This window comes from Lelliottia sp. RD5, from assembly GCF_056032945.1.
On the sequence record NZ_JBVYHQ010000007.1, the window covers coordinates 1 to 24,589 of the forward strand.

A 24,589-nucleotide genomic window follows, 5' to 3' on the forward strand; every position below is an offset into this window, starting at 1 on the left:
CGCAGAACCACCGTAGGTTTTTGCCAGAACGGTAGTGATTGCAGCAGTCAGCGTTGTTTTACCATGGTCAACGTGGCCGATAGTACCGACGTTAACGTGCGGTTTTGTACGTTCAAACTTTTCTTTAGACATCGATTGTCCCTCTAAGACACGGATAAATCGGTGATATCACCACATCAACCAGGCAAAATGCCTGAACTGTTGAATGTTTTTTAAAAGTTAACAGAGAGAAACGGGAGGGAGAAGTGAAGTGGTGCTGATACCCAGAGTCGAACTGGGGACCTCACCCTTACCAAGGGTGCGCTCTACCAACTGAGCCATATCAGCACGTCTTGGAGCGGGCAGCGGGAATCGAACCCGCATCATCAGCTTGGAAGGCTGAGGTAATAGCCATTATACGATGCCCGCATCCTGAAACTCGGCTACCCAGTTCTTTCTGTAACAAAAAAGAGATTTCTCTCTTTTTATGTTTGAGCTGATTAATGTTTTAGCCAGCTCAGGCGGCGATTACGCTGCCAGAAAGTGGTGGTGGGGGAAGGATTCGAACCTTCGAAGTCTGTGACGGCAGATTTACAGTCTGCTCCCTTTGGCCGCTCGGGAACCCCACCGGACTTGATGGTGCCGACTACCGGAATCGAACTGGTGACCTACTGATTACAAGTCAGTTGCTCTACCTACTGAGCTAAGTCGGCATCAAGTAGCGCGCATTTTATGGAGACATGGGCAGTCATGCAACTAAAAAATTGCATAAATTGTTCATTCGCTCACATTTTGTGCGCAAACAGGGAAAAACGCTGTTATTTCATGCAAAGCAGGCTAAATATTCAGCATATCGAGCCCAAATACACTGTGAAAGCGTACCGTGATGCCCTCCGCGTTAAGCATCACTCGCCCATATTTTTTCTTATTATTCGCGTCATCTGGTGTTAACCTCCTGCCCATTGTCCAAAATTAACTACTAAGTGATGGGCTATTACCTGTGACAGTTCGTAAATGTGCAGATAAATGGTTCACTGAAGCCTGCTTATGAGCAAAAAAGAGCAATCGTTAATGACACCTTATCTTCAATTTAACCGCAGCCAGTGGGCCGCCCTGCGTGATTCGGTTCCCATGACGCTCACGGAAGGTGAGATCGCGCGTTTAAAAGGGATAAACGAAGATCTGTCGCTGGAAGAAGTTGCCGAGATTTATCTGCCACTGTCCCGCTTGCTTAACTTCTATATAAGCTCCAACCTGCGCCGCCAGGCCGTACTGGAACAGTTCCTCGGTACCAACGGGCAACGCATTCCTTATATCATCAGTATTGCGGGCAGCGTGGCGGTAGGTAAAAGCACCACCGCACGCGTCTTACAGGCATTGCTGAGCCGCTGGCCAGAACATCGCAGCGTGGAGTTAATAACGACTGACGGCTTTCTGCACCCGAACGAGGTGTTAAAAGAACGCGGTCTAATGAAGAAGAAAGGTTTTCCGCTTTCTTATGATATGCACCGTCTGGTGAAATTCGTTTCCGATTTGAAGTCTGGCGCGCCAAACGTCACGGCACCGGTTTACTCTCATCTTATTTACGATCGTATCCCCGATGGCGATAAAACCGTGGCCCAGCCAGATATTCTGATTCTGGAAGGGTTAAATGTTTTGCAAAGCGGCATGGATTATCCCCATGACCCGCACCATGTCTTTGTCTCCGATTTCGTCGATTTCTCTATCTATGTCGACGCTCCCGAAAATCTGCTGCAAAACTGGTATATCAACCGCTTCCTGAAGTTCCGCGAAGGGGCATTCACCGATCCTGATTCTTACTTCCATAACTACGCCCAGCTTTCCGAAGACGAGGCCGTTAATGTCGCCACCGCGCTCTGGAATGAGATCAACTACGTGAACCTGAAAGAGAACATCCTGCCGACACGTGAGCGAGCCAGCCTGATTCTGACCAAGAGTGAGAATCACGCCGTTGACCAAGTGCGGTTGCGGAAATAGCAAACGTGCAGACATAAAAAAACCGGCGATTATCGCCGGTTTTTTTGTTTACGCATTATGGGTGCGGTTTCTCAGCGTTTTCATCCTGGTCGACCGCAAAGCAGGCAACCAGCTGACCACCATACTCTTTCAACTGTGGCTGCAACTGCGTGCACGGCCCAAAGCGACGACGGCAACGGGCGTTGAAAGCGCAGCCCGGCGGCGGATTCAACGGGCTTGGTAACTCGCCGGTCAGCTTGATACGCTCGCGACGGTCATCCGGATTCAGACGCGGCGTTGCCGAGAGAAGCGCCTGCGTATACGGATGTCGAGGATTATTGAAGATCTGATCTTTCGTCCCCTTCTCCACGCAACGGCCCAGATACATCACCATCACTTCATCGGCGATATGCTCAACCACAGACAGGTCATGGGAGATGAACACATATGACAACCCCAGATCCTGCTGCAAATCCATCATCAGGTTCAGCACCTGCGCACGTACGGACACGTCGAGTGCAGAAACGGGTTCGTCCGCAATCACCACATCTGGATCTAACATCAAACCACGTGCAATCGCGATACGCTGGCGCTGTCCACCTGAGAACATATGCGGATAACGATCGTAATGCTCCGTTTTGAGCCCCACTTTCGCCATCATCGCCAACGCTTTTTCGCGGCGCTGCTCTTTATTGAGCGTGCTGTTAATTTGCAGCGGCTCTTCCAGAATCTGTCCCACTTTTTTACGTGGGTTCAAAGAACCGTACGGGTTCTGGAACACGATCTGGATTTTTTGCCGACGCAGTTTCTGCGCTAGCGGGTCATGCTTGAGCAGATCCTGGCCCTGATAATAGAGTTCGCCACCGGTAGGTACCTCAATCATCGTCAGCAGACGGCCCAGCGTTGATTTACCACAGCCGGACTCACCCACCACGGCCAGCGTTTTGCCGCGTTCAAGGGTAAACGACACCCCGTCCAATGCTTTGACCAGGCGTTCAGGGGCAAAAAGCCCCTTCTTCACCGGGTAATACTTTTTCAGGTCGATGGCCTGCAACAAAAGTTGTTGTTTGGCGGCCTCTTGCGTACTCATAGTGTAGGCCTCCCGGCATCATCGAGTGGGTAATGACATTTAGACTGACGACCATCGTTCAGGGTAAAGAGTTCTGGCTCTTCGGCACGGCATTTATCCGTCGCATACGGACAGCGCGGATTCAGCAGGCAACCCGTCGGGCGGTCATATTTGCCCGGAACGACGCCCGGCAGTGATGCCAGACGCGCTTTATCCTGAGCAAACTCCGGCAGCGCACGCAATAGCGCCTGCGTATACGGGTGACGCGGTGCGCGGAAAATCGCGTTCGCGCTTCCGGTTTCCACCACCTGCCCGGCGTACATCACGATGATCTTGTGCGCGGCTTCCGCGACCAGTGCCAAATCATGCGTAATCAGAACCAGCGCCATATTCTCTTTCTGCTGTAACTCCAGCAGAAGTTCAATGATTTGCGCCTGAATGGTCACATCCAGTGCCGTCGTAGGTTCATCGGCAATCAGCAGTTTTGGTCGACACGCAATCGCCATGGCGATCATTACGCGCTGGCTCATACCGCCCGAAAGCTGATGCGGATAGACATCCAGACGTGAGGCCGGATCGGGAATTCCCACCTGCGTGAGCAGGTCAATCGCACGCTGAAGACGGGTTTTCTTATTGCCGCCTTGATGCACTTTAATCGCTTCCATAATCTGGAAACCGACGGTGTAACAAGGGTTCAGGCTGGTCATTGGGTCCTGGAAGATCATCGCCACTTCGGCACCCACCAACTGGCGGCGCTGCTTCTCGGAGATACGCTTCAGGTCCTGACCGTTAAACTCAAGGCTTTCCGCCATCACGCGGCCTGGATAGTCAATCAGTCCCATGATCGCCAGCGAGCTGACCGATTTACCGGAACCAGACTCCCCCACAATACCGACCACTTCACCTTGATTCACGCTGTAGCTGATACGGTCTACGGCACGAAATTCGGAGCCAACGTCACCGAAGTGCACCGATAATTTATCTACATTTAATAACGCCATCTCGTGCCTCTTACTGCTTCAGTTTGGGGTCAAGTGCATCACGCAGACCATCACCCATCAGGTTAAATGCCAGCACCGTGAGCAGAATCGCCAGACCCGGGAAGGTGACGACCCACCAGGCGCTTTGCGCGAACTGCAACACATCGGCGAGCATGGTGCCCCACTCCGGTGTTGGCGGTTGCGCACCCATGCCCAGGAAGCCAAGAGCAGCCATATCGAGAATGGCGTTAGAGAAACCAAGCGACGCCTGAACGATCAGCGGTGCAAGGCAGTTTGGGAGAATATTGATGAACATCTGACGCAGCGCGCCCGCGCCCGCAACGCGAGACGCGGTTACGTAATCGCGGTTCACTTCGACCAGCACCGCCGCTCGGGTTAATCGCACATAGTGCGGTAACGCGACGAACGTCAGCGCCAGCGCGGCGTTGCCTATCGAGGGCCCGAACACCGCCACCAGCACCAGGGCTAGCAACAGACTTGGCAGCGCCAGCATGATATCAACGACACGCATGATGATGTTGTCGATCAGACCACCGAAGTAACCGGCAATCAGCCCGAGGATAACGCCCAGAATCAGCGACAGTACCACCACCAGACAGCCAACCAGCAGCGACAAACGTGCACCGTACATCAGGCGAGATAGCACATCACGGCCCACATCATCCGTTCCCAGAAGATGCGCAAACGTCCCGCCGTCCTGCCAGGCTGGCGGAGAAAGCAGCACGTCCCGGAACTGGTCCGCCGGGTTATACGGTGCCAGGAAATTCGCGAAAACCGCAATGATCAGCATGATGATGACATACACCAAACCGACCACCGCGCCTTTGTTACGCTTGAAGTAGTGCCAGAACTCCTGCAGCGGCGTCATAGGCACCGGGGCAGCAATAACTTTATTTTGAGTAACTTGTGACATGATGGCCCCTTACTTCTTATGACGAATACGCGGGTTCACCACGCCGTAAAGCAGATCGACCAGCAGGTTGACGAGGATAATCATCGTCGCCACCAGCAACACGCCGCCCTGCACTACCGGATAGTCACGGCGTTGCAGCGCATCGATCAGCCAGCGCCCCAGGCCAGGCCAGGAGAAAATGGTTTCGGTCAAAATCGCCCCTGCGAGCAACGTCCCCACCTGCAGACCGATAACGGTCACCACGGGCAGCATCGCGTTACGTAAGGCGTGAACGATGATGACGCGCATACGGGTCAACCCTTTGGCGCGAGCGGTGCGGATATAATCCTCGCCCAGCACTTCCAGCATGGAAGAACGCGTCATACGCACGATGACCGCCAGTGGAATGGTTCCCAGCACTATCGCAGGCAAAATCATATGCGCGACGGCATCAATGAAGTTGCCCTCGTCACCCCAGATGGCGGTGTCGATCAGCATAAAACCGGTAAGCGGATTCGAATCATCCAGGAAGACCATATCGCTGACGCGCCCGGAAACCGGTGTCAGGTTCCATTGGACTGAGACCAACATGATCATCATCATGCCCCACCAGAAGATAGGCATGGAATAACCGGTCAGCGCGAGGCCAACGGCGGTGTGATCGAAAATAGAGCCACGCTTCACGGCAGCCAGTACGCCGACTGGAATACCGACAGCGACGGCAAACATCATGGCGCAGACACCGAGTTCAAGCGTCGCTTTAAAACGCGGCACAAACTCGTCCCACACAGGAAGACGGCTTTTCAGCGAAATCCCTAAATCACCGTGCAGCACGCCCCAAATGTAATTGAGGTACTGCTGCCACAGCGGCTTGTTCAGGCCGAGTTCGGCCAACAGCTGCGCATGGCGTTCAGGGGAGATACCACGCTCACCTGCCATAATCATTACCGGGTCGCCGGGGATCATATGGACGAAGGCAAAAGTGAGAAGGGTGATACCGATAAACGTGGGGATGACAAGTCCCAGACGTCGGAGGATGAACTGCAACATAACCCGGATTCTCTGTAATGACGCACCATCAAAAGCGTGACGTCTTTATTGCTCACAAATGTAAATATCCTCTCCTCTTGGGAGACGATAAGGGTGAGAGGAACGGTTAAATCCCTCTCACCCCGACCCTCTCCCATCAGGAGAGGGGGACACCCTACTTATTATTCAACCGATACGTTTTCGAAGTGGTGTTTGCCCAGTGGATCTACCACGTAGCCTTTCACTTCTTTACGCACTGGCTCGTACACGGTGGAGTGAGCCACGATCAGCGCCGGAGCCTGGTCATGCATCACTACCTGAGCCTGTTTGTACAGTTCGATACGCTTGTTGTGGTCGTCGGTCGCACGCGCCGGCTGAATCAGATCTTCAAACGGCTTGTAGCACCAGCGAGAGTAGTTGGAGCCTTGTTTTGCTGCATCACAGCTGAACAGGGTCGCGAAGAAGTTATCCGGATCCCCATTGTCCCCGGTCCAACCCATCATCACCGCCTGGTGCTCACCGGCTTTAGCACGCTTCAGATACTCGCCCCACTCGTAGGTCACGATTTTGGCCTGAACGCCGATTTTAGCCCAGTCAGCCTGAACCATCTCAGCCATACGGCGAGCGTTCGGGTTGTATGGACGCTGTACAGGCATCGCCCACAGCTCAACGGTAAAGCCTTTATCCTGACCCGCTTCTTTCAGCAGTGCTTTCGCTTTCTCAACGTCGTAAGTGTAATCCTTAACGTCGTCGTTATAACCCCACATGGTTGGTGGAATCAGGTTTTTCGCGGCAACGCCAGCACCCTGATAAACCGCCTTGATGATGGCTTCTTTGTTTACCGCGTAAGTCAGCGCCTGACGCACTTTCACGTCATCAAACGGTTTCTTCTCGGTGTTGAAGGACAGGTAGCCTACGTTCAGGCCCGCCTGCTCCAGCAGGTTGATGTTTTTGTCCTGCTTCATACGCGCGATATCAGCCGGGTTCGGGTATGGCATAACCTGGCATTCGTTTTTCTGCAGTTTTGCGTAACGCACAGAGGCGTCAGGCGTGATGGAGAAGACCAGACGGTCGATCTGCGGCTTAGTACCCCAGTAACCTTCGAACGCTTTGTACAGAATGCGCGAGTCTTTCTGGTATTGCAGCAGCTGGAACGGACCGGTACCGATTGGATTCAGATCCACTTTTTCCGGCGTGCCCGCTTTCAGCATGTTATCCGCATATTCTTTCGACAGAATAGACGCGAAGTCCATTGCCAGGTCAGCCAGGAATGGTGCTTCCGGACGGCTCAGAACAAACTGAACGGTTTTATCGTCAACTTTTTTCACTTCGGTAATCAGGTCTGGCAGACCCATACCTTCGAAGTATTCGTAGCTGCCGCCAGACACTTTATGGTACGGGTTCTGGGCATTTTTCTGACGATCAAATGAGAACACAATGTCGTCGGCAGTCAGATCGCGAGTGGGTTTAAAATCTTTGCTATCCTGCCACTTCACGCCCTGACGCAGGTGGAAGGTATAGGTTTTGCCGTCTTCGCTGACTTCCCATTTCTCCGCCAGACCCGGAATAACTTCCGTGGTACCGATTTTGAATTCAACCAGACGGTTATAGATAGGCACAGAGCTTGCGTCGTACGTGGTACCCGAGGTGAAGAGCTGTGGGTTAAAGCCTTCCGGCGAGCCTTCAGAACAGTAAACCAGGGTTTTCGCATTTACGCTTGCCGCGACGGTCAGAGCAACCAGGCTCAGACCAAGCTTCAGCATCCCTGACTTCTTCAAGGAAATACTCATTATTCTGCTCCAATGTGATGTTTTGCTTTGTTGTGTTACGCCGCCTGACCTTTATTTATTATTTACCCGGTCCGGTCGGTGATGCCCGAAGGCGTTATAAGGGATGGAGAATCCTTTCAGAAGAGCGACAGAGTTGCAGCGCAGATCGTCCCTGAAATGCCCCTCGTGCCCTACAATCTGTCAACAGAATGTGAAAACGTCAATACAGGTGGCGGGGATTTACGTTGAGGGTGAGAAACGGCAAACAAAGATTAAAAAAACTCCAGGCATCTATTTTCAGCAGGGAAATTTATGCTACTCGCCATCTTGCAGCACAAACCTCTTCATATTTCGCAACAATCAGTGATTAACATTTATTCATATCGCGTAAATTTTCTTACAGAATGGCGATTATCTGAGCACTTAATGCCATGAACGTTAAAACGCACAGCGGAAAATGCTGAGGTTATCCATAAGCAACGCGAAAAAAGATCAATCTATATATAAAAAAATACAATGGATTATGTCACAAAATCGTTAACAGGCAGGGGTAAACGAGAGGTAAGGTCTGTTTTGACAGGTTGCCATAGGTAAGTCCCTAACGCAAAACCTCGCTTGAGGGTGAGTTTCACATTTGGCTAATGCTTTTCCATTCGCAGAATGCAAAAAGGGCCAACCTTGCGGTTAGCCCTTTTTTAAATGTGGTCGGCGAGAGAGGATGACTTGCCGCTTCGCGGCTCGCCCTTCGGGCCGTTGCTGAAGCAACGTTCTCTCGCTTCGCGCGAGTCAAACCTCCTTCGGAGGTTCTCATCCTTTTACGTTCGCAGAATGCAAAAAGGGCCAACCTTACGGTTAGCCCTTTTTTAAATGTGGTCGGCGAGAGAGGATTCGAACCTCCGACCCACTGGTCCCAAACCAGTTGCGCTACCAAGCTGCGCTACTCGCCGAATGCGGAGCGCATCTTACTGCTGGGGTGCGCTCCCGTCAATCCCTTATCATGAAAAAGCCATTCGATTGGCGATAAACTCGCCAGACCGGTTATTGCGTGGCTTTTGTTGCACTATCAGGGATATGACACCAGTTGTTATTTTCGTTAATCCCGCCATTCGGCGAGGTATAACCGAGGCAACCCATAATCGTGTCGTACAGCTCAACGTGGCGGCGCGGCACCTTCATTTCTGCCTCTTGTTTCAGCTGAGCGAACATTTTCGCTTTATCCGGGTTCTCCAGATATTTATCTGACATCCAGACCATCATCGGCACGCGGAACTGCTCTGGCGGTGCCATTTTACGCGGGGTTCCGTGCAAGTGCTCAAACTCATTGATTGACTCACCATGGTCGGCGGCATAGAACACAATGGCTTTCTTATCGCGCACCTGATCAATTACGCTATCAATGAAATGATCGACATACAGCACCGAATTATCAAACGAGTTAACCAGCTCGTCTTTGGTGCAGTCTTTATCCACACCTACGCACTCCGGCGTCCATTTGGCGAAATTACGCGGATAACGCTGCGTATAGTTGAAGTGTGATCCCTTGGTATGCAAGATAATCATGTGCTTGCCATCAGGATTGCCATTCAACGAGTTCTTCATTTCGTCAATCAGCAGCATGTCATCCACGCTCTTACCGCGGTTACGCGGCTCGGCACCGATTTGCTCGCGATAAGCAATGTTCTGCGCCATGGTGTTGCTGTAGAACCACATTTCGCTCTGCATGGCGTAAAGATCGGACGTAAACCCAAGCTGGCGCAGAACCGAGAAGACGTTTTGCTCTTTCAGCGTACGCTGAGGGTTATCATCCGCCCCGCCTTCGCGCACAAACATGCAGCGCAACGAGAGTTTAGTGGCGGTATCACAGGAATATCCACGATAGGCAATCAGGTTCTTTTCCTGCGACAGTTTTGGTGTCGTGTCACGATCGTAGCCAAGAATGCCCATGTGATCCCAGCGCGTCGTTTCACCGATAATAAAGATAAAATAGGTATCATCGATGTCTTTAGGCGCCTGGTATGTAAACAATTTGGCGGGATTCTTTAACGATTTATTATCAGATGATTCGTCGACCTGCGCCCAGGCGTAAAGGCCCAGCGCCGATATCCAGTTAGAAGGAAGATAGGAGTTAGCCACGACGCCGCCGTAGCTCGGCATATCTACGCCAGAGGTACGCTCATCGTATTTTTGCTTCACATCCAGCAGGCGAATCGGCCCCCAAACCATCAATCCCGCCAGCACCACCAGCGTAACGCTTCGGATGCGTTGCCCAGGTGTGCGCATTTGCCGAAGCAAAGTATAGCGGCAGCGGTTGCTCCAGATGAACAGCAGCGGCAGCGCGCTCACGCACACCAACCAGAGAATAAAGTGCAGGCCCACCACCTCTTTCGAGAGGTCAATATCCGTCGTCATGACCGAGGCAATAATGCCGTAGCCAATGACCACGTTCATGAAAGTCATGTAATAACTGGCACCCGCAGAGAACACGACCACCAGCGAGGCGAGCACACGCCACATGCGTCGACCAAATAGTGAGAGCAGGCGTAACAGGAAGAACGTCACCAGAACGGTAGCGACCAGTTCAACCACTCCGGAGATTCCTTTCCAGACAGTAAAATCTTGTGCGTAACCATCAAACCGACGGAAAAAAACAGCACCATTCATAAACAGGCCGATGTACAACGCCAGCAAAAAGCTCAGCTTTTGTTGTGTCATCGATTTGATGTATTTCATGCATTCAACCCGGAAAAAGGGAGAGTAACCCCGCTTCACTTCATATGAAAAGTGAACAGACTATATATGCGCTCAGGAATCCATTATCAGAAATGTCTAAAGCGTGGTAAGTAGACCACAACGATGGAAAAAAGTGGCAGGAGAGTGTGTGATTGAAGCGGATATTTACAAAAAAACAAACTAAAGGTATCCAACCTTAAGTTTTCCTTAGATTTCATCGCTAAAAAAGGCCGGAAACCCGGCCTTTTTCGTTGTTTGTTTACGCATGCGCCTCACTATAGACTTCGCGCTGCGGTTGGCGAATCGTCGTCGACAGCGCCAGCGAAATAATCAGTAAGGCAAATATCACGCAGAAGGTCACATAGAAGCCGCCAAACAGCGACGCGATAAGCGAACCGCAAATGCTGCCGATCCCAAACCCTAAATAAATCACGCCGTAATTCTTCGCCAGATTGTTCAGGCCAAAGAATTCGCTCACCAGTGAAGGGAAGACGGTAATGGTGCCGCCAAAGTTAAAGGCAACGCAGGCGATAGCGGCAAAGAAGGTCATTTCATTCAGCGGCGCGAACAGCAGCGCGGCCATACCAACCAACGACACGACCTGTCCCATGGTAATGACACGGATACGCGAGATTTTGTCAGACAGGATACCCAGCACCAGTCGGCCTGACAGGTTAGCAATGGAAATCACCGTCACTGCATTGGCTGCGGTTGCCACATCCAGTTTCACCATTCCCTGAGCAATATCTTTCGCCACACCGATGACATACAGGCCACTCATACAGGCGGTCAGGAACATCACGGCCAACATCCAGTACTGCGGTTGACGCATGGACTGCGCCAGCGTGAAGTCATTTTCCACCACGCCATTCACCGTTTTGACTGCCTGCTGAGGCGCATCTTTCATCAGCGTGGCACCGAAAAGAATCATCACCAGCACAATTGCGCCCCAGATCATGAATGTCTTTTCCAGACCAACAGATTCCAGTAAATGCGAGTCGATAAATTTAAAACCAAGGCTGCCCAAGCCGTAAGAACCGATTGAGAATGCGGAGATTAAGCCTTTACGCTCCGGGAACCATTTCACGCAGTTGGACAGCGTCAACAGATAGCCCGCACCGTCCGCCAGGCCAACCAGCACGCCCGCACTGAGCCATAGCATCATCAGGCTATTAGAATGCGCAGTCAGGAAAAAGCCCACACCCAGCATAATACCGGAGGCCATAGTCACGCGCTTCACACCGAAACGCTCCTGCAATTTGCCTGCGACGGAAGACGAAAGCGCTAACCCCAGGCTCAGCAAGCCGAAGGAAAATGCCACCTGACTGACCGGTGCTCCCAGTTTGTCGGACAGCGCGCTGTTAAACAGGCTCCAGGTATAAACCGATCCCAACGCAAATTGCGTCACGATGGTGCCGAAGAGTGTCAGCCAACGAGTGCGGTTATAGGTTGATGTGTTCATGGCAGTTGTCCTGCAAGAGAAATTAAGGGAATTCGCTGCAGACAACGATATACAAATCCCTTTATTGCCAGGGGAGAAACGGCATGAAATGCAGTAGAGACGGAATGAAATGCCTGAAATCAGGAATGAATGACCTTGCCAGATTTCGCAACGCGCCTTTGTTAGTGACTGCTATCGCCACAGGGCTTGCTGTTATTGTGTTCAAGATGTTATGGAAGCGTTACCGGAAATAATAATTTTAGAATCTCGCACTCACCCCCAGGGTATAAAGATAGTCTTCGCCTGTCATCGTACTTTCCGCCTGGGATAACGACGCATACGCCGCCAGATGGGGATAAAGCAGCACGTCTGCCCCCACCGTCACGTCCATCCAGTTGTCATACTGCAATGATGTAGGCAGTCGGCTCATCCCGGACTGCGATTTCCATTGGTTATCACCAAACTGCTGGTTATAGCTCACCTGCGCCCAGGGCCGTAAATCACCCACGCGCGTATCCACCCGCCAGCCAAGCGTGCTAACGCTGGCGTGCCAGAGCGGATCGGTGAGCGACGTTGAACTGCCGTTATCACCAAACTCGTTGTACATCATTTGCGTTGAACCATCGTAGTGCCACGCCGCCACAGGCCCGGTTGTGGTATTGCGGGTGACCGGCATATTCAACCCCACGCTCAGGGTGCTCGCCGATTCCGCCGGGTAATTATCCGGCATATTGAGGGCCAGTCCCGGTACGTTCTGCGAAGAACGAATTCGCTCCGCAAGAATATCGTCATAGCGCGGTTGGTGATCGGCGTCCCATGTATAGCGTTCTGTCGTATGACTTTGCGCATCTGAAACGATATATTCCTGTTGCCAGGCAGAGGCTGTGCTACAAAAAAACAAACAGACTGATACACCCACCAGGCCAGAAACAGCATGGCGACCACTGATTTTTTTTATCATCATCAAAGCGACTCCAGAGAGAGCCGAGTTCGGCGATATTTGTCATTGTTTAAGAAGAGATATGAGGGCATAACCCTTAATTAAATATTGTCTTTTTAACACTCACGTCAAGCCAGGTTGGCTGAATTTTTGCGGATTCACAATCAATAAGGGAAATAACCTATGCAACGTTGCGGATGGGTAAGCCAGGATCAGCTTTATATCGATTATCACGATAAAGAGTGGGGCGTGCCGGAAAAAGACGGCAAGAATCTCTTTGAGATGATCTGCCTGGAGGGGCAACAGGCGGGATTATCGTGGATTACCGTCTTGAAAAAACGGGAAAATTACCGTAACGCCTTCCATCATTTCGACCCGGTACGCGTTGCCGCGATGACGGAAGAAGATGTCGAAAGACTGGTGCTGGACGCCGGTATCATCCGTCATCGCGGTAAGATTCAAGCCATTATCGGCAACGCGCGTGCATACCTGGCAATGGAAGAAAACGGCGAGCCTTTTTCAGATTTTGTCTGGTCGTTTGTCGACCATACCCCGAAAATCACCCAGTCCGCGACGCTGGCTGAAATCGACACATCCACGCCTGCATCCGATGCCCTTTCTAAAGCGTTGAAAAAACGTGGATTCAAGTTTGTTGGCACCACAATTTGCTACTCTTTCATGCAAGCGTGCGGCCTGGTTAACGATCATGTGACGGGCTGCTTCTGCCATCCTGGAGGACAACATGATTCGCAAATGGCAAAGTGAGAACACCGCGCCGCTGCTGAGTTTATGGCTGGAAAGCACCACCGATGCGCATCCGTTTATCGATGCGCAGTACTGGGTTGAAAGCGAAGCGCTGGTCCGTGATGCTTATCTGCCGTCAGCGGAAACGTGGGTTTGGGAAGAGTCTGGTGAAATCAGAGGCTTTATCAGCGTCATGCAGTTTCAGTTCATCGGCGCGCTATTTGTCGCCACGCCCCATCTGGGGAAAGGGATCGGGCACGCGCTGATTCAGCATGTTCAGCAGACGTACCCGTCCTTAAGTCTTGAGGTTTACCAGAAAAACAGTCGGGCGGTGAATTTCTACCATGCTCAGGGTTTTCGCATTGAAGACAGCGCCTGGCAGGAAGAGACGCAACACCCGACGTGGATTATGAGCTGGCAGGCGGATCAAACGCCGTCAGCGTAAGTTCCGGTCCCTGATATTTCTCCACCCAGGCGAGCGCCGTATTTCCCGCGCAACCATTCCCCAGCTTCGAGCTGGGGAGATCTTTGGTTAACACGTTCACCGCGCCGTTTTTACAAATTCCGCCTTCATCGCGATCCAGATCGGGCCACGCGCCCTGGTGAATACAGATCACACCAGGTTTAATCCCCGTACTGACCACGGCTCCCGCGAGCACCTGTCCGCGCGTGTTCCAGACCCGTACCACATCACCGTCGGCAATTCCACGCGCGTTGGCGTCATCCGGATGCAAGGTGATCGGCTCACGTCCCGCCACGGCGTACTGTTCACGCAGTGACGAATAGTTAAGCTGGCTGTGCAGACGATGTGCCGGATGCGCGGACAGCACCTGTAGCTGCTTCGGCTGCGCGTTACCGTGCCACTCATCGGGCTCAAGCCACATCGGATGGGGTGGGCAATCGGTATAGTTAAAGCTGGCGATACGCTGTGAATAGATCTCGATTTTGCCACTTTCCGTTTTTAGCGGGTGACTCTGCGGGTCACGGCGGAAATCAGCAAAACGGACAAACTGCGCGTTCTGTTCGCTCTCCGGCATTTCAAAAATAGCATTCTCTTGCCAGAACTCTGCAAACGGCGGCAACGTTACGCCCTGTGATTGACCGCGCTGCCCGGCAATCTGGTAAAACGTCTCGAGCCATTCCAGATCCGTTTTGCCTTCCGTGAAGCGCTCGCGACCGCCCGGCTCCCACAGCTCGCTCAATGCTGCAAACACCTCAAAATCGTCACGCGCTTCGTCACGCGGCGGAACCACACGCTTCATCGGCACCATGTGCTGATTGCTGTAATCGCCAGTCATGGTCAGATCGTTACGCTCAAATGAGGTGGTCGCTGGCAGCACAATATCAGCGTGCTTCGCCGCTGCGGTCCAGAAGCACTCTGAAATGACCACCAGCTCTGGTTTCTGCCACGCACGAATCAGGCGGTTGGTATCCTGATGATGGGTAAAGTTTGCGCCGCCCGCCCACCAGACAAAACGGATATCCGGGAAATGCCGATCCATGCCGTTGTGCTGATAAAAACCGCCTGGGTTTTCCAGCGCTTCAACGATACGAGCAACCGGAATTTTATCGACCGCATCAATCCCGTTTTGCACAGAACCCTGCATCGAGGCCAGCACCGCCGCGCGGCGTGTCGGATTCCCGCCGTTGGCAAAGTGATACGACAGGCCAAAACCGCCGCCCGGCGTACCAATCTGGCCAAGCATCGCGGCAAGCGTCACCAGCATCCAGTGCTTTTGCTCGCCAAACTGCTGACGCTGCATTCCCCAGCCCGACATCAACATGGTGGTGTTTTGATGGAATAACGCCGCCAGTTCGCGAATTTTAGCGGCATCAACGCCACAAATCTCGGCAGCCCATTCAGCGGTTTTCGCCACTCCGTCAGATTTACCGGTCAGATATTGCGTAAAGGTGTCGAAACCGCTTGTACAGCGCGCCAGGAATTCAGCGTCATGCCAACCGTTTTCCACCAGCGTATACGCCACACCCAGCATCATCGCGACATCGGTGCCCATATGCGGCGCGATCCACTCGGCGCTGTCCCCAAGAAAATCGAGCGTTTCAGAACGCATAGGATCGATGCAGATCAACCGCTTACCGCTTTTACGCAGCGCATCAAAATAGGCAATGCCCTGCTCATCGCTGGCATTCCACGCAATCTTCAGCGTGTTAAGCGGGTTGGCGCTCCACAACACCACGACGTCCGTATGTTCCAGCACCAGCGGCCAGCTGGTTTGCTGCTGATACACCTCATTGCCCCCCACGACATACGGCATGATCGCCTGGGCCGCACCGGTTGAATAATCACCCAGATGCCCCGTGTAGCCGCCCGCCAGGCTCATATAGCGTTGCAACAGCGTCGCCGCTTTATGCAGCACGCCGTTGGAGCGCCAGCCGTAAGACCCGGCAAAGATAGACGACGCGCCGTAGCTGTCGCGGATGCGTTTGTGTTGCCCGTGGATGAGCGCCAGCGCATCGTCCCAGCTCACGCGTACAAATTCATCTTGCCCACGCACGCCCTGCGGATTATCCGGCGACGCTAAAAAACCTTTACGCACCATCGGCCAGCGCACACGGGTTTTACTGTGCACCTGATCGCGCACCGCAGTTTGTAATGAATTGGGATGATCGGTGGGCAGCGCCCCGCGTGAAGACAGCACGTTCTCGCCGTCGGTTTCAACCAGCATAGGCCCCCAGTGGGCTGCGGTCAGAATGGTTTTTATTGAGGTGGTCAAAGCGTGCGCTCCTGGGCTGCCTGTTGCAGGTTTCACGGCCTTCTTTGAAGCCGTTTATGGTTTGACACAAATTTCAGAGTTATCCCCGGAATTTTCTGCATAACTGGGCGTCATAATCAACCGCCACGTCCGTCGTGGCAAAGAATAAAAAGGATTAAGGAAATAAGATGAATAAACGCGTATTGGTTATTGCCGCTCTGGTGAGTGGCGCACTGGCGGTTTCTGGCTGCACAACAAACCCTTACACCGGCGAGCGTGAAGCGGGTAAATCCGGCATTGGCGCAGGTATCGGCTCATTAGTTGGCGCGGGTGTTGGCGTGCTCTCCTCATCGAAGAAAGATCGCGGCAAAGGCGCGCTGATCGGTGCAGCGGCGGGAGCGGCGCTGGGTGGCGGTGCCGGTTATTACATGGATGTTCAGGAAGCAAAACTGCGTGACAAAATGCAGGGAACCGGCGTGAGCGTGACGCGAAATGGCGACAACATCATTTTAAACATGCCGAGCAATGTGACCTTTGACAGCAGCAGTGCCACGCTGAAACCTGCCGGGGCGAACACCCTGACGGGCGTCGCGATGGTCCTGAAAGAGTACAGTAAAACCGCAGTCAATGTGATCGGCTATACCGACAGCACCGGCAGCCAGGATCTGAATATGCGTCTGTCTCAGCAGCGCGCGGACTCCGTTGCCAGCTCCCTGATCACTCAGGGCGTGGCGGCCAACCGCATCCGCACTAGCGGGATGGGGCCGGCAAATCCAATCGCCAGCAACAGCACGGCAGAAGGCAAAGCCCAGAACCGTCGGGTCGAAATCACCCTCAGCCCGATTCAGTAAGTTTTTGTGCTCCCCTCTTCCTCTGGGAGAGGGTCGGATGAGGGCATCTGCCGCCTGTATCATCCGATATGAAGCACTTGCCATCGCTGATTTTCACGTTAAGGTGTTCTCACTTAATTCAGAGAAATCAGCGATGAGCAAATCAACACGGTCCACCATCAGCGACGTGGCGAAAGCTGCAAAAACCGGTAAAACCAGTATTTCACGCTATCTGAATGGCGAGAAACATCTGCTTTCCGACGCGCTGCTGGCCCGTATCGAACATGCTATTGCTGAACTCGACTATCGCCCAAGCCTCATGGCTCGCGGGCTAAAGCATGGCCGTACCCGCCTCATCGGCCTGATTATCGCCGATATCACCAACCCCTACTCCGTCAATGTGCTGAGCGGCATCGAAGCTGCGTGTCGTGAAAAAGGCTTTACGCCGCTGGTCTGTAATACGAATAACGAGCTGAATCAGGAATTGCACTACCTCGATCTGCTGCGCAGCTATCAGGTGGAAGGTATCGTGGTCAATGCCGTGGGTATGCGCGAAGAGGGGCTTAATCGTCTGCAGCAGTCCGCGCTTCCGATGGTACTCATTGACCGTAAAATACCGGAATTTGCCTGCGATGTTGTCGGACTGGATAACACTCAAGCCGCCACGACCGCCACGGAACACCTCATCGAGCAAGGTTTTGAAGCGATTTTGTTTATGAGCGAACCGTTGGGGATGGTCAATACCCGTCGCGATCGCCTCAGCGCTTTTCGTGCAACTCTGGCGCGCTATCCCGGCGTGATCGCCGAGAATATCGAAATTCCGCTGCATGAAGCCGACCAGATGGATAACGCGCTACGTCAATTTCACACCCGCCATCGCGGGATGCGTAAAGCCGTGATTTCTGCCAACGGGGCACTCACGCTCCAGGTGGCGCGATCCCTCAAACGCATTGGCCTCCACTGGGGTAGCGATATTGGCCTGCTAGGCTTTGACGAACTGGAATGGGCAGAGCTGGCAGGCGTAGGAATCACCACGCTTAAACAGCCGACCTGGCAGATAGGCTATGCCGCAGTAGAACAGGTGGTTCGCCGTATTGAAGGCATGACGGACGCCGTTCGCGAGCAGGTTTTCTCTGGCGAGCTGATCGTACGCGGTTCGACTTCCCGCTAAATTCCCTTCGTGATGGCGATCATAAATTCAACAACCTGGGCTTTTCTTTGGAACCGGTTCCATCTAGCGTGATAACTATCAGCTACGAATGGGAGTCAGCCAATGGGCAGAAAAATTATCGTCGTGACCGCGGCATACGGTGCGGATCAGGTACGTCAGGCAGGCGGCCAGCGGGCCATCCTGCCCGTCATCGCAGCGGGTGGCGCAGATGGTGTCGAAATACGTCGCGAACTCTTCAGCGAGCAAGAGCTGCAAACCCTTCCCATGCTGGCCCAATCTATCGAGCTGCTTGGCTTGCTGGCCTGTTACTCAGCACCAGCCGCATTGCTAATGCCCGATGGGACGCTTAACCCGGATCTGCCAGGTTATCTTGCCGAAGCCAACGCGTTAAATGCCTTGTGGTTAAAGGTTTCTTTGGGCCATTTCCGCGATAAGGCGTCGCTGGAAGCATTACGTGAATTACTCAATGACAGCGGCATGGCGCTGGTGGTTGAAAACGATCAAACCGACTGTGGCCAACTGGCACCGATGCAGCGATTCAAAGCGGCCTGTCGGGTGATGCAATTGCCCGTCACGCTGACGTTCGATACGGGCAACTGGTTGTGGGTGGGCGATTCGCCTGAAGAAGCCGCTCGTCTTCTCGCCCCTGCCGTGAGCTATATCCACGTCAAAGCGGCCATCCCGCACAATCAACACTACCGCGCTATCGCGCCGGATAACGCCGATGCGCGCTGGATGGCGCTTCTGGATCAACTTCCCGCAGATGCACCGCGCGGGATTGAATTCCCACTGGAGGGTCCGGATTTAGCCGCAGTGACCCGCCATTACGTCAATCTGCTGCGCGAGGAGTCACGCCATGTCTAAGACTTTGGACGTCATCACCATCGGTGAAGCAATGGCGATGTTCGTTGCCACCGAAACGGGTACGTTAAGCGCTGTTGAACACTTTATCAAACGTGTGGCAGGCGCAGAACTCAACGTGGCGACCGGACTGGCGCGCCTGGGTATGAACGTCGGCTGGGTCAGCCGCGTAGGCAACGACAGCTTCGGTCAATTTGTCGTAGATTCGCTCAAAAAAGAGGGGATCGACGCGGCTGGCGTCACGCTCGACAGCCGTTTCGCCACAGGTTTCCAGCTAAAGTCTAAAGTTGAAAATGGAACCGATCCCATCGTGGAGTATTTCCGCAAAGGATCGGCGGCCAGTCATCTTTCCCTTGCCGATTATCACTCTGCGTACTTCTCGTCAGCACGCCACCTGCATTTGAGCGGAGTGGCGGCGGCATTGTCGAGCAGTTCGTATGAGCTACTCGATCACGCGGCCAGCACCATGAAAGCTCAGGGTAAGACGATTTCATTCGATCCCAATCTGCGTCCAGTGCTGTGGAAAAGCGAGGCCGAGATGATTAATCAGCTCAATCACCTCGCCTTCCAGGCTGACTGGGTTTTGCCTGGTATAAAAGAAGGGATGATTTTGACCGGAGAATCATCCCCAGAAGGGATCGCCGATTTTTATCTAAATCAAGGTGTGAAAGCCGTGGTGCTGAAAACGGGAGCCGAGGGTGCATGGTTCAAGACAGAAAAGGGTGAAAAAGGGACGGTTGCCGCGATGAAAGTCGAGAATGTTGTCGATACCGTCGGCGCTGGCGATGGTTTCGCTGTTGGCGTGATCAGCGCCCTACTCGAAGGGAAAACGTTACCGCAGGCCGTCGCACGCGGTAACAAAATTGGCTCGCTCGCCATTCAGGTTCAGGGCGATAGCGAAGGATTACCGACGCGGGAAGCCTTAGGGGAATCAATCCTCGCAACCGCGAATTAAAAACACAGCCCCGCGTACCCTACATACAGCGGCGGAAGTCACCTCAACAACAGAGGCAAGTCTATGAACAAATCGACCAATGCAGTCAAACGCTGGTGGTACATCATGCCGATCGTGTTTATCACGTACAGCCTGGCGTATCTCGATCGCGCGAATTTCAGTTTCGCTTCCGCCGCGGGGATCACCGAAGATCTGGGGATCACCAAAGGGGTCTCTTCCCTGCTCGGCGCGTTGTTCTTCCTGGGCTATTTCTTCTTCCAGATCCCAGGCGCGATATATGCCGAACGCCGCAGCGTGCGCAAACTGATCTTCGTGTGTCTGATTTTGTGGGGAGCCTGTGCATCGCTCACCGGTATGGTCAACAATATTCCGGCGCTGGCCGCCATTCGGTTTATTCTTGGCGTGGTAGAAGCCGCCGTGATGCCTGCGATGCTGATTTACATCAGCAACTGGTTTACCAAATCCGAACGTTCGCGCGCCAATACTTTCCTGATCCTCGGTAACCCGGTCACGGTACTGTGGATGTCCGTCGTCTCTGGCTACCTGATTCAGTCATTCGGCTGGCGTCATATGTTCATCATTGAAGGGATCCCCGCGATTATCTGGGCCTTCTGCTGGTGGGTGCTGGTAAAAGATAAACCGTCGCAGGCGACATGGCTCTCCGAAAGCGAAAAAGCCGCGCTTCAGGCGGAACTGGAGAAAGAGCAACAGGGGCTGAAACCGGTACGTAACTACGGCGAAGCATTCCGCTCCCGCAACGTGGTGCTCCTTTGCATGCAGTACTTCACGTGGAGTATTGGTGTATACGGATTTGTGCTGTGGCTGCCGTCCATCATTCGCAGCGGCGGAGAAAACCTCGGCATGGTCGAAGTGGGCTGGCTGTCATCCGTGCCTTATCTGGCGGCGACTATTGCGATGATTGTGGTGTCCTGGGCATCGGACAAACTGCAAAACCGTAAGCTTTTCGTTTGGCCGCTGCTGCTGATTGCCGCATTCGCGTTTATAGGTTCATGGGCAGTAGGACCCGATCACTTCTGGATTTCTTATACCCTGCTGGTCATCGCAGGAGCCGCGATGTACGCGCCTTACGGTCCTTTCTTCGCCATCATTCCCGAGATGCTGCCGCGTAACGTTGCGGGCGGCGCGATGGCGCTCATCAACAGTATGGGCGCGCTGGGATCGTTCTTCGGCTCGTGGTTTGTGGGTTATCTGAACGGTACGACCGGCAGCCCGTCCGCCTCGTACATTTTTATGGGGGTGGCACTTTTCGCTTCAGTGTGGCTTACTTTGATTGTTAAGCCTGCTAATAATCAACACGTCCCTGCTGGCGCACGCCACGCCTGAACCCTTTAACATCAACGGAGATTAGCATGAAGCCGTCCGTCATTTTGTATAAAGCACTGCCCGAGGATCTGCAAAAACGTCTTGAAGAACACTTCACCGTCACCCAGGTGAAGAATCTTAATCCGGAGACCGTCGCAGAGCATGCTGACGTATTCGCCAGCGCAGCAGGATTGTTGGGATCAAGCGAAAAAGTGGATACCGCATTGCTGGAAAAAATGCCGAAGCTTCGTGCGACGTCCACCATTTCAGTCGGTTACGACAATTTTGATGTCGATGCCTTAAACGCACGCAAAATCCTGCTCATGCACACGCCTTATGCGCTGACCGAAACGGTCGCAGATACGCTGATGGCGTTGGTCCTAAGCACGGCGCGCCGTGTGGTAGAAGTTGCTGAACGTGTAAAAGCGGGCGAATGGACGAAAAGTATTGGTCCCGACTGGTTTGGTGTGGACGTGCATGGCAAAACGCTGGGGATCGTGGGGATGGGCCGCATTGGACTGGCGTTAGCCCAGCGCGCGCATTTCGGTTTCAACATGCCGATTCTGTACAACGCCCGCCGCCATCACAGAGAAGCGGAAGAGCGTTTCAACGCACGTTACTGCGAATTAGAGACGCTGCTACAGGAAGCTGACTATGTTTGCCTGATCCTGCCGCTGACGGATGAGACGCATCATCTGATCGGTAAAGCAGAATTTGAGAAAATGAAGAAGTCGGCGATTTTCATTAATGCCGGGCGCGGGCCCGTGGTGGATGAGAAGGCGTTGATTGAGGCGCTGCAGAACGGTGAGATCCATGCTGCCGGTCTGGACGTGTTTGAGCAAGAGCCGCTGCCGGTTGATTCCCCGCTGCTGACATTGCCGAATGTCGTTGCCCTGCCGCACATTGGGTCTGCTACGCATGAAACCCGCTACAATATGGCCGCAACGGCTGTGGATAATCTGATCAACGCACTCAACGGAAACGTTGAGAAAAACTGTGTGAATCCGCAGGTTAATGCCTGAAACGAAAAAACCCGCCAGAGGCGGGTTTTAAAATTCTTTGCTGCTGAGTTGGAAGCTTACAGGCTTACAACGTTACCAGCTGCTGGGCCTTTAGCGCCGCTTTCGATGGTGAAGGAAACTTTCTGGCCTTCGTCCAAAGATTTGTAGCCTTCGTTCTGGATAGCAGAGAAGTGTACGAATACATCTTTAGAGCCATCGTCAGGAGTGATGAAGCCGAAACCTTTATCAGCGTTGAACCATTTTACCAGACCAGTCATTTTACCAGACATAGATTTTACCTTTTAAATATTTGTTTTGCCTTCCGGCGCGATGATGGAATGTGTTACAGATTTTTAAGCGATGAAGGAAGGGTCACTACGAAGGGTATCTTTGGATAACTCATCTGGACTACTTACTTAACTAAACTGCTTTAGGTCTGTGTAACAAACCGACGAAGCTATAAAACCATAAGTGGGGTGGAGATGACAAGTTTTATTTTCAACAATCATAAAAAACCCGCTTCTCAGCGGGTTTTTTATGTTATTCCGTCGCGGTCACTGCCGAACTCCATGCCTGGCTGAAGGCCTGGTGCTGCGAGGCTAGCGGCCCAATCAGCGTGTTGTACTGGCTGGCTTGCTGAGACGTCGGGAACTGGATGCCGTTAGAGACAAAGCTCACCTGGGTTCCCTGCTGAGAGATAAAATCACCCACCTGGACCAGTTGCTGACTAAATATCTGCGCGGCCGGAATCAACGGCTGCATCGCATCTGAGGGTTTAGTCACCACTTTCTCGTACACTTTATCGAATACAGGCTTCAGATCTTCGCCTTGCTTCAGTGCGGATCGCGCCGCATCTGCCTGCATTTTTGCATTCTGCAACTGCTGGCTCAGCACGCCAAGCGCACCGTTAGACTGGCGAAGAGGCTCGCGCTGGGTCATGTAATCCTGCGGGACGCGAATCGCATTGACGCTATCCACAACGGGACGAAGGCCAGAATCCATTGCCTGATTCACTTGTTGTGAATAACCATAAAGGATGGCGTAATCGGAAACGAAGGGGCCAAACTGTTTTTTCTGATCCGCAGTCAGCGTTGGTAAATGCTCACCACTGCGCATCACGTTATTCTGAAGAAAATCGATAAACGCTTTACGCTGATCGCCTTCTTTATCAAAACACCCGCTCAGGCTAACTACCATCAACAACGCCGCAACAGGCGCGAACCAGCGAGAGCAGGACTTTCCTGTCGCCATTTTATTACTCCTTTCACCCAAAAAAGCACATACTGGCACTGGCGTGCCTGACGTGGACAAGAATAGTCCAGGTACGCCGCGCAAGATACTCTTTTCATGCAAAACGGCTATTGCCGGTTTCTTTCTGACGATTTACAAAAAAATACCATACGAAGCCTGCTTATGATTAATCAGGTAATTAGCATAACTATCCGCTTTGCTGAAACGAGTAAGGCAATACTTACCGCACAATTAATCACGCCCGTGACGATCCGTTGCCTCCTTTACAGTCTATTCTTAACAAGCTCTATGAAGTTCATGATCCTGCGGTGTGATTTATGAGGAGTTCTTAATGGAATCTAAAGATACAATGTTTGAGCTGTTAACCAGCCTGGAACAAATCGTTTTTAAGGATCTGTCGCAAACAGTAACCCTGTCCCAAAAATCCAATCCCTTTACAGAATTTGAGCGATTGCGCAAAGGGACAGGACTGAAGACTATTGATTTTGCAAGAGAAATGGGTGTCAGCGTGGCGACGGTGCAAGAGTGGGAATCAAAACGTGTTAAACCCTCTATGACCGAGTTAAAGCTGATGCGTCTGATACAGGCGGCCCCAACGCTAAGCGCATAGTCTTTAAAGATAGATTCGTATCGCCCCCGCAATTGCGGGGGTTTGTGTTTAAAAGCCTTTCTATTTTTCATCCCTAACGCGCTAAATTTTGCGAGCATCTTTCCAGAAATGGTAAGATCTTCATCTGCATAGACAATATCGATTGTCGCCCGCTTCAGTCAGCAGTATGTTCTCCCCACACCTGCAAAATCAGGTGTCAGGATTGGAACCCTGACTCACTTCACTGGCGACACCGCTTTTTTGTGTCGTGCGGCCTGCTACATCTCAATGGTGGGCCGGGCGGGGGCGCTGTAAAGCGCGCT

At 52.8% G+C, this 24,589-nt stretch carries 22 protein-coding genes, 5 tRNA genes and 1 other RNA gene; 10 read left to right on the forward strand and 18 right to left on the reverse strand.

Annotation, left to right across the window (positions count from 1 at the left end; all coding sequences use genetic code 11):
* The 5 genes from AC0LWE_RS18390 to AC0LWE_RS18410 all read right to left on the reverse strand — a co-directional run.
* Positions 1–132 (reverse strand): GTP-binding protein (locus AC0LWE_RS18390; RefSeq protein ID WP_004146313.1); only part of this gene is annotated, 132 nt, incomplete at its 3' end.
* 119 nt (positions 133–251) lie between these two features.
* Positions 252–327: transfer RNA gene (locus AC0LWE_RS18395), tRNA-Thr, on the reverse strand.
* 6 nt (positions 328–333) lie between these two features.
* Positions 334–408: transfer RNA gene (locus AC0LWE_RS18400), tRNA-Gly, on the reverse strand.
* A 115-nt stretch (positions 409–523) separates the two neighbouring features.
* Positions 524–608, reverse strand: a tRNA-Tyr gene (locus AC0LWE_RS18405).
* 8 nt (positions 609–616) lie between these two features.
* Positions 617–692 (reverse strand) — tRNA-Thr (locus AC0LWE_RS18410).
* A 334-nt stretch (positions 693–1,026) separates the two neighbouring features.
* On the opposite strand from AC0LWE_RS18410, the gene coaA reads away from it, so the two are divergent.
* Complete coding sequence (coaA, locus tag AC0LWE_RS18415; RefSeq protein ID WP_059180409.1) at positions 1,027–1,977, forward strand: type I pantothenate kinase; 951 nt, start codon at positions 1,027–1,029, stop codon at positions 1,975–1,977.
* A gap of 55 nt (positions 1,978–2,032) precedes the next feature.
* Here coaA and dppF read toward each other — a convergent pair whose 3' ends face one another.
* The 10 genes from dppF to AC0LWE_RS18465 all read right to left on the reverse strand — a co-directional run bounded on the left by dppF (position 2,033) and on the right by AC0LWE_RS18465 (position 12,851).
* Positions 2,033–3,046, reverse strand: a complete 1,014-nt coding sequence (dppF, locus tag AC0LWE_RS18420; protein WP_202668834.1) for a dipeptide ABC transporter ATP-binding subunit DppF — start codon at positions 3,044–3,046, stop codon at positions 2,033–2,035.
* Positions 3,043–4,026, reverse strand: coding sequence for a dipeptide ABC transporter ATP-binding protein (gene dppD, locus AC0LWE_RS18425; protein WP_059180411.1), 984 nt, complete (start codon positions 4,024–4,026; stop codon positions 3,043–3,045). Before dppD ends, dppF begins: the two co-directional genes overlap by 4 nt.
* Positions 4,027–4,036: 10 nt before the next feature.
* The gene (gene dppC, locus AC0LWE_RS18430; protein WP_059180412.1) at positions 4,037–4,939 is read right to left on the reverse strand and encodes a dipeptide ABC transporter permease DppC; all 903 of its coding nucleotides are present in this window, start codon (positions 4,937–4,939) and stop codon (positions 4,037–4,039) included.
* A 9-nt stretch (positions 4,940–4,948) separates the two neighbouring features.
* Positions 4,949–5,968: a dipeptide ABC transporter permease DppB gene (dppB, locus tag AC0LWE_RS18435; RefSeq protein WP_219347176.1), complete on the reverse strand. Its 1,020-nt coding sequence runs from the start codon at positions 5,966–5,968 to the stop codon at positions 4,949–4,951.
* 161 nt (positions 5,969–6,129) lie between these two features.
* Complete coding sequence (gene dppA, locus AC0LWE_RS18440; protein ID WP_202668832.1) at positions 6,130–7,737, reverse strand: dipeptide ABC transporter periplasmic-binding protein DppA; 1,608 nt, start codon at positions 7,735–7,737, stop codon at positions 6,130–6,132.
* A gap of 681 nt (positions 7,738–8,418) precedes the next feature.
* A non-coding RNA gene (locus tag AC0LWE_RS18445) (RtT sRNA) lies at positions 8,419–8,548 on the reverse strand.
* Between the two features lie 38 nt (positions 8,549–8,586).
* A tRNA-Pro gene (locus tag AC0LWE_RS18450) sits at positions 8,587–8,663 on the reverse strand.
* A 91-nt stretch (positions 8,664–8,754) separates the two neighbouring features.
* Complete coding sequence (eptB, locus tag AC0LWE_RS18455) at positions 8,755–10,446, reverse strand: kdo(2)-lipid A phosphoethanolamine 7''-transferase (RefSeq protein ID WP_219347177.1); 1,692 nt, start codon at positions 10,444–10,446, stop codon at positions 8,755–8,757.
* Between the two features lie 259 nt (positions 10,447–10,705).
* Positions 10,706–11,908, reverse strand: coding sequence for an L-lactate MFS transporter (locus tag AC0LWE_RS18460; protein ID WP_131489020.1), 1,203 nt, complete (start codon positions 11,906–11,908; stop codon positions 10,706–10,708).
* A gap of 238 nt (positions 11,909–12,146) precedes the next feature.
* Positions 12,147–12,851 carry an autotransporter domain-containing protein gene (locus AC0LWE_RS18465; RefSeq protein ID WP_174343365.1) on the reverse strand — a complete coding sequence of 235 codons (705 nt, stop codon included), beginning with the start codon at positions 12,849–12,851 and terminating at the stop codon, positions 12,147–12,149.
* Between the two features lie 159 nt (positions 12,852–13,010).
* Between AC0LWE_RS18465 and tag the strand changes: the two genes are divergently transcribed.
* A complete protein-coding gene (gene tag / locus AC0LWE_RS18470; RefSeq protein WP_011915440.1) occupies positions 13,011–13,592 on the forward strand; it encodes a DNA-3-methyladenine glycosylase I in 582 nt (193 codons plus the stop codon).
* Entirely contained in the window at positions 13,570–14,016 is a 447-nt protein-coding gene (locus tag AC0LWE_RS18475; protein WP_059180423.1) for an N-acetyltransferase, read from the forward strand. Before tag ends, AC0LWE_RS18475 begins: the two co-directional genes overlap by 23 nt.
* Here AC0LWE_RS18475 and AC0LWE_RS18480 read toward each other — a convergent pair.
* Complete coding sequence (locus AC0LWE_RS18480; protein WP_219347178.1) at positions 13,979–16,306, reverse strand: molybdopterin guanine dinucleotide-containing S/N-oxide reductase; 2,328 nt, start codon at positions 16,304–16,306, stop codon at positions 13,979–13,981. The two genes, AC0LWE_RS18475 and AC0LWE_RS18480, sit on opposite strands and share 38 nt — an antisense overlap.
* A gap of 167 nt (positions 16,307–16,473) precedes the next feature.
* On the opposite strand from AC0LWE_RS18480, the gene AC0LWE_RS18485 reads away from it, so the two are divergent.
* The 6 genes from AC0LWE_RS18485 to ghrB all read left to right on the forward strand — a co-directional run bounded on the left by AC0LWE_RS18485 (position 16,474) and on the right by ghrB (position 22,447).
* Positions 16,474–17,136 carry an OmpA family lipoprotein gene (locus AC0LWE_RS18485; protein ID WP_133632046.1) on the forward strand — a complete coding sequence of 221 codons (663 nt, stop codon included), beginning with the start codon at positions 16,474–16,476 and terminating at the stop codon, positions 17,134–17,136.
* A gap of 133 nt (positions 17,137–17,269) precedes the next feature.
* Positions 17,270–18,286: a LacI family DNA-binding transcriptional regulator gene (locus tag AC0LWE_RS18490; RefSeq protein ID WP_059180425.1), complete on the forward strand. Its 1,017-nt coding sequence runs from the start codon at positions 17,270–17,272 to the stop codon at positions 18,284–18,286.
* A 102-nt stretch (positions 18,287–18,388) separates the two neighbouring features.
* Positions 18,389–19,150, forward strand: a complete 762-nt coding sequence (locus AC0LWE_RS18495) for a sugar phosphate isomerase/epimerase family protein (protein ID WP_202668323.1) — start codon at positions 18,389–18,391, stop codon at positions 19,148–19,150.
* Complete coding sequence (locus tag AC0LWE_RS18500; RefSeq protein WP_219347179.1) at positions 19,143–20,102, forward strand: sugar kinase; 960 nt, start codon at positions 19,143–19,145, stop codon at positions 20,100–20,102. The genes AC0LWE_RS18495 and AC0LWE_RS18500 overlap by 8 nt, the downstream gene beginning before the upstream one ends.
* A gap of 63 nt (positions 20,103–20,165) precedes the next feature.
* The gene (locus AC0LWE_RS18505) at positions 20,166–21,446 is read left to right on the forward strand and encodes an MFS transporter (RefSeq protein WP_059180428.1); all 1,281 of its coding nucleotides are present in this window, start codon (positions 20,166–20,168) and stop codon (positions 21,444–21,446) included.
* A 26-nt stretch (positions 21,447–21,472) separates the two neighbouring features.
* On the forward strand, positions 21,473–22,447 hold the full coding sequence (gene ghrB / locus AC0LWE_RS18510) for a glyoxylate/hydroxypyruvate reductase GhrB (RefSeq protein WP_202694547.1): 975 nt from the start codon (positions 21,473–21,475) through the stop codon (positions 22,445–22,447).
* A 56-nt stretch (positions 22,448–22,503) separates the two neighbouring features.
* On the opposite strand, the gene cspE is transcribed toward ghrB, so the two are convergent.
* Complete coding sequence (gene cspE / locus AC0LWE_RS18515) at positions 22,504–22,716, reverse strand: transcription antiterminator/RNA stability regulator CspE (RefSeq protein WP_006177792.1); 213 nt, start codon at positions 22,714–22,716, stop codon at positions 22,504–22,506.
* Positions 22,717–22,966: 250 nt separating this feature from the next.
* Complete coding sequence (locus tag AC0LWE_RS18520; protein ID WP_011915431.1) at positions 22,967–23,677, reverse strand: DUF3053 domain-containing protein; 711 nt, start codon at positions 23,675–23,677, stop codon at positions 22,967–22,969.
* Positions 23,678–24,008: 331 nt separating this feature from the next.
* Between AC0LWE_RS18520 and AC0LWE_RS18525 the strand changes: the two genes are divergently transcribed.
* Positions 24,009–24,287, forward strand: coding sequence for an HTH-type transcriptional regulator (locus AC0LWE_RS18525; RefSeq protein WP_059180431.1), 279 nt, complete (start codon positions 24,009–24,011; stop codon positions 24,285–24,287).
* Positions 24,288–24,589 lie beyond the last annotated feature (302 nt).

Coding starts and splice junctions, on each gene's coding strand:
- coaA (WP_059180409.1), top strand. CDS start 1,027: ATGAGCAAAAAAGAGCAATCGTTAATGACACCTTATCTTCAATTTAAC.
- dppF (WP_202668834.1), bottom strand. CDS start 3,046: ATGAGTACGCAAGAGGCCGCCAAACAACAACTTTTGTTGCAGGCCATC.
- dppD (WP_059180411.1), bottom strand. CDS start 4,026: ATGGCGTTATTAAATGTAGATAAATTATCGGTGCACTTCGGTGACGTT.
- dppC (WP_059180412.1), bottom strand. CDS start 4,939: ATGTCACAAGTTACTCAAAATAAAGTTATTGCTGCCCCGGTGCCTATG.
- dppB (WP_219347176.1), bottom strand. CDS start 5,968: ATGTTGCAGTTCATCCTCCGACGTCTGGGACTTGTCATCCCCACGTTT.
- dppA (WP_202668832.1), bottom strand. CDS start 7,737: ATGAGTATTTCCTTGAAGAAGTCAGGGATGCTGAAGCTTGGTCTGAGC.
- eptB (WP_219347177.1), bottom strand. CDS start 10,446: ATGAAATACATCAAATCGATGACACAACAAAAGCTGAGCTTTTTGCTG.
- AC0LWE_RS18460 (WP_131489020.1), bottom strand. CDS start 11,908: ATGAACACATCAACCTATAACCGCACTCGTTGGCTGACACTCTTCGGC.
- AC0LWE_RS18465 (WP_174343365.1), bottom strand. CDS start 12,851: ATGATGATAAAAAAAATCAGTGGTCGCCATGCTGTTTCTGGCCTGGTG.
- tag (WP_011915440.1), top strand. CDS start 13,011: ATGCAACGTTGCGGATGGGTAAGCCAGGATCAGCTTTATATCGATTAT.
- AC0LWE_RS18475 (WP_059180423.1), top strand. CDS start 13,570: ATGATTCGCAAATGGCAAAGTGAGAACACCGCGCCGCTGCTGAGTTTA.
- AC0LWE_RS18485 (WP_133632046.1), top strand. CDS start 16,474: ATGAATAAACGCGTATTGGTTATTGCCGCTCTGGTGAGTGGCGCACTG.
- AC0LWE_RS18490 (WP_059180425.1), top strand. CDS start 17,270: ATGAGCAAATCAACACGGTCCACCATCAGCGACGTGGCGAAAGCTGCA.
- AC0LWE_RS18495 (WP_202668323.1), top strand. CDS start 18,389: ATGGGCAGAAAAATTATCGTCGTGACCGCGGCATACGGTGCGGATCAG.
- AC0LWE_RS18500 (WP_219347179.1), top strand. CDS start 19,143: ATGTCTAAGACTTTGGACGTCATCACCATCGGTGAAGCAATGGCGATG.
- AC0LWE_RS18505 (WP_059180428.1), top strand. CDS start 20,166: ATGAACAAATCGACCAATGCAGTCAAACGCTGGTGGTACATCATGCCG.
- ghrB (WP_202694547.1), top strand. CDS start 21,473: ATGAAGCCGTCCGTCATTTTGTATAAAGCACTGCCCGAGGATCTGCAA.
- cspE (WP_006177792.1), bottom strand. CDS start 22,716: ATGTCTGGTAAAATGACTGGTCTGGTAAAATGGTTCAACGCTGATAAA.
- AC0LWE_RS18520 (WP_011915431.1), bottom strand. CDS start 23,677: ATGGCGACAGGAAAGTCCTGCTCTCGCTGGTTCGCGCCTGTTGCGGCG.
- AC0LWE_RS18525 (WP_059180431.1), top strand. CDS start 24,009: ATGGAATCTAAAGATACAATGTTTGAGCTGTTAACCAGCCTGGAACAA.